This window comes from Pseudomonas sp. P5_B2 (assembly GCF_056400445.1).
Genome location: NZ_JBFULH010000341.1, coordinates 1 through 4461 on the forward strand (window position 1 = coordinate 1; position 4461 = coordinate 4461).

A 4461-nucleotide genomic window follows, 5' to 3' on the forward strand; every position below is an offset into this window, starting at 1 on the left:
GGACACCGGCGCCCAGCGCTGGAAGTTCGACCCGCAAGGCACCGCGCCTAACTGGCAGCGCTGCCGTGGCCTGGGTTATTCCGCAACCCCTGCGTCCTCGGATAACCCGCCAACGGCCTGTACGAAACGTCTGTTTCTGCCGACCGGCGATGCCCGTCTGATCGCCATTAATGCCGACACCGGCAAACCTTGCGAAGAGTTTGGCAACAAAGGCACTGTCGACCTGACAACCGATATGGGCGAAGTGAAACCCGGCTACTACCAGCAAACCTCGACCCCGTTGGTCGCCGGTAACGTGGTGATCGTCGGTGGCCGCGTGGCCGATAACTACTCCACCGGCGAACCGCCGGGTGTGGTCCGTGCCTATGACGTGCGCAGTGGCGAACTGGTGTGGGCCTGGGATCCGGGCAACCCGAACACCACCAAGCGCCCGCCTGCCGGTGAGACCTATACCCGTGGCACGCCGAACGTTTGGTCGGCCATGTCCTACGACGCCAAACTCGGTCTGGTGTACCTGCCAACCGGCAACGCCACCCCGGACTTCTTCGGCGGCCAGCGCACGGCATTCGATGACAAATGGAACTCGTCCATCGTCGCCATCGACGTTAAGACCGGACAGGTGCGCTGGCACTTCCAGACCACTCACCACGACCTGTGGGACTTCGACCTGCCAGCCCAGCCACTGCTGTATGACGTACCGGACGACAAGGGCGGTCTGCAGCCAGCCTTGGCGCAAGTGACCAAACAGGGCGAAATCTTCCTGCTCAATCGCGAAACCGGCGTACCCATCGCCCGCGTCGAAGAGCGCCCAGTGCCGCAAGGTAATGTGCCCGGCGAGCGCTATTCACCGACCCAGCCGTTCTCGGTGGACATGCCGTCAATCGGCAACAAGACATTGACCGAGTCCGACATGTGGGGAGCTACTCCGTTCGATCAACTGATGTGCCGCATCCAGTTCAAAGGCATGCGCCACGAAGGTGTCTACACCCCGCCAGGCCTTGACCGTGCGTTGCAGTTCCCAGGTTCATTGGGTGGCATGAACTGGGGCAGCGTCTCGGTTGATCCGAACACAAATTACATGTTCGTCAACGACATGCGCCTCGGCCTGGCCAACTACATGATCCCGCGCAACAAGATTGCTGCCGGAGCCAGTGGTATCGAAATGGGTGTCGTCCCACAGGAAGGCACACCGTTTGGTGCGATGCGCGAACGCTTCCTCTCGGCGGCCGGCATCCCGTGCCAGAAACCACCGTTTGGCACGATGTCCGCCATTGACCTCAAGACCCATAAACTGATGTGGCAAGTTCCGGTTGGCACCGTGCAAGACACCGGCCCACTGGGTATCCGCATGCACCTGCCGATCCCGATTGGCATGCCGACCCTGGGCGCTTCGCTGGCCACCCAGTCGGGGCTGTTGTTCTTCGCCGGGACTCAGGATTTCTACCTGCGTGCTTTCGATACCGGCAATGGTAATGAAATCTGGAAAGCGCGCTTGCCTGTGGGCAGTCAGTCGGGGCCGATGACGTACATTTCGCCCAAGACTGGCAAGCAGTACATCCTGCTGACTGTTGGCGGTGCGCGTCAGTCGACGGATCGTGGGGATTATGTGATTGCGTATGCGTTGCCTGAGTAGAGGCTGAATCGCAGGTACGAAAAAGCCGCGCATTAGCGCGGCTTTTTTTGTTTGGTGGGCCCACACGGACTTGAACCGTGGACCAAAGGATTATGAGTCCTCTGCTCTAACCAACTGAGCTATAGGCCCTCAGTAGGTCGCGGATTATAGCGATGGTTTCTCTGCTGTGCTATCCGAAAAATCCGATATGGCTATACGAAGAAACCTCGCGGCGAATTCTTGGGCGGGAAGAGGCGGGCTCACGATGTACCCCTGGATCTGCCCGCAGCCTTCGGCGGCGAGGAATTCCTGTTGGGCCAGGGTCTCGACACCCTCGGCGATGACGGTGAATTGCATGCTGCGGCCTAATGCGATGATCGCTCGAACGATGGCCGCATCATGCGGATCGTCAGGCAGGCCGCGGACGAACGACTGATCGATCTTGAGAATATCCAGTGGCAGCCGCTTGAGGTAGCTCAAGGACGAGTAGCCAGTACCGAAGTCATCGATGGCCAACTGCACGCCCAGTTGTTTGAGTTGATGTAGCACCGCCAGCGCTTCTTCAGCTTGGCTCATGATGAAGTTTTCGGTAATTTCCAGTTGCAATAATCCGGGCTGAAGATGGCTGTCCTTGAGCAGTTGCTCGATCCGTCCCAGCAGGTTTGGTTGGCGCAGTTGGGCGCCTGCGAGGTTGACCGAGAGCGGGCCGAGGCATTCATATACCTGACTCCACTCGTACATCTGGCGGCAGGCGGTCTCAAGTACCCAGTCGCCGATTTGCAGAATCATGCCGTTTTCTTCGGCCAAGGGAATGAAGTGCTCCGGCGGCACAGTGCCGAAGGTCGGGTGATACCAGCGTATCAGTGCTTCGGCACCGACCAGCCGATGGTCATCAAGGCTGATTTTCGGTTGGTAGTGCAGCGTCAGCTCGTTGCGTTCGATGGCGCGCCGCAATTCATATTCCAGCGCCACGCGTTCGCTGGCCTGGGCGGTGAGGTCACGGGTGTAGCGTTCAACCCGGTTGCGGCCCTTGGCCTTGGAGCGGTACATCGCGGCGTCGGCATTCTTGACGAGTGTGGCGACGTCGCAGCCATCCTTGGGGTACAGGCTGGTGCCAATACTGGCGCTGATAAAAAACTCGTGATCACCCGCTTGGAACGGTGCGGCGAAACAATTGAGCAGCTTGGTCGCGATGTTGTCTGCATCGCTGTTCTGTTGCAGCCCCGGTAGCAGGATGATGAATTCGTCACCGCCCAAGCGCGCAACGGTGTCGATATCGCGCAATTGCTCTTTGAGGCGCACGGCGATCCCTTTAAGCAGCAGGTCGCCGACTGGATGGCCGAGGCTGTCATTGATGTGTTTGAAACGGTCCAGGTCGAGGAACAGCACGGCACCCTGGCCACCATTTTCCTGTTGGGTGTTGAGGGCGGTCAGCAGTCGGCTCTCGAACAGTGTGCGGTTTGGCAGACCGGTCAGCGGGTCGTGGTGCGCCTGGTAGTCGAGTTTGGCCTGGGCGTGTTTGAGGCTGGAAATATCCGCGAACACTGCCACGAAATGGGTGATGAACTTGTCCCGATTGCGTACCGCGCTGATGGTCAGCCAGCTCGGGTAAAGTTCACCATTCTTGCGGCGGTTGGAGATCTCGCCTTGCCAATGACCTTCGGCCGTCAGTTGGTGCCACATTGCGGCGTAAAACGCGCTGTCGTGAAGGCCCGAAGCGAGCAGGCGAGGGGTATGGCCCAATGCTTCGCTCTCGCTGTAGCCAGTAATCTCGGTAAACGCGCGGTTGACCGCACTGATGTGCTGTTGGGTGTCGGTGATCAGAACGCCCTCGGCCGTGCTTTCGAACACGGTGGCGGCCTGCTGTAGCTTCTCCTGCATCAGGTGCCGCTCGGTGATGTCCCGGGCAATGGTCAACATGCAGTCATCATCGCCGATCGGCAATGGGCGGGCCGACACCTCGCACAGACGGACTTGTCCGTCGCTACGGCGGATGTGACAACTGAAGTCGCGGACGAAGCCATCTCTGCGCAGCAAGTCGAGCATCTGTTTGCGTTCATTGAGGTTGACCCATATCCCCAGGTCCAGGGTGGTTCGATCAACGGACATCGCGCTGTTGAAGCCGGTAATGCGGCTGAAACCTTCATTGACCTCTATCAGTAACCCGTCGCTCTGCCGCGTCAACAACAAACCGTCAGGGGAGGCGTGGAACGCCTTGGCGAATTTCTCTTCGGAGGTTTGCAGTTGCTGCTGGGTTTCTTTGAGCTGGCTGATATCGCGCACCACCACCACGAGGGCCGGAGTGGTATCGAGATCGAAATGCTCCGCGGAAATCAGGCCGGTAAACACCTGGCCGTTACTGCGGCGAAAGGGCATCTCCAGGTTGCGGATGCTGCCGGCTTGCAATCTTTGCAACAGCCCCGGCCCAACGCCGGGGATACCCCAGATATTCAGGTCAGTAGCCGTTTGGCCGATGACTTCTTCGGCCTTGAGACCTATTTGCTCTTCGAACGCTTTGTTCACCTCCAGCAGGCAACCGTCGGACAGTCGCGCGATCACCAGAATGTCCGGGTTTTGCTGGAAGACCGAGGCGAATTTTTGCTCGGAGAGGCGCAATGCCTCTTCAGTACGCTTGGCTTCACTGATGTCGATCATCAACCCTCGCAACACCGGCTCATGACCATGTTCGATCAGGCTGATGATGTTGCGTACCCACAGGCAGCGCCCATCGGCGGTTATGACGCGGTAATCGATGCTGTGATCTCGTCCGGCCAGCACTTCGTGATCGCAGAAGGTTTGGGCGCGTGTCAGGTCCGCAGGGTGGATGATGTTGCGCCAGAACCCTGGAA

General features: G+C 59.1%; 2 protein-coding genes and 1 tRNA gene. 1 reads left to right on the plus strand and 2 read right to left on the minus strand.

Going from position 1 to position 4461, the window contains the following annotated elements; genetic code table 11:
• On the plus strand, positions 1 to 1633 hold a 1633-nt coding region (locus AC1DRJ_RS19885; RefSeq protein WP_477803652.1), incomplete at its 5' end, for a membrane-bound PQQ-dependent dehydrogenase, glucose/quinate/shikimate family.
• A gap of 52 nt (positions 1634 to 1685) precedes the next feature.
• Here AC1DRJ_RS19885 and AC1DRJ_RS19890 read toward each other — a convergent pair.
• Positions 1686 to 1762 (minus strand) — tRNA-Ile (locus AC1DRJ_RS19890).
• 15 nt (positions 1763 to 1777) lie between these two features.
• Positions 1778 to 4461: EAL domain-containing protein (locus tag AC1DRJ_RS19895; RefSeq protein WP_477803653.1), on the minus strand; the 2684-nt coding region annotated here is incomplete at its 5' end.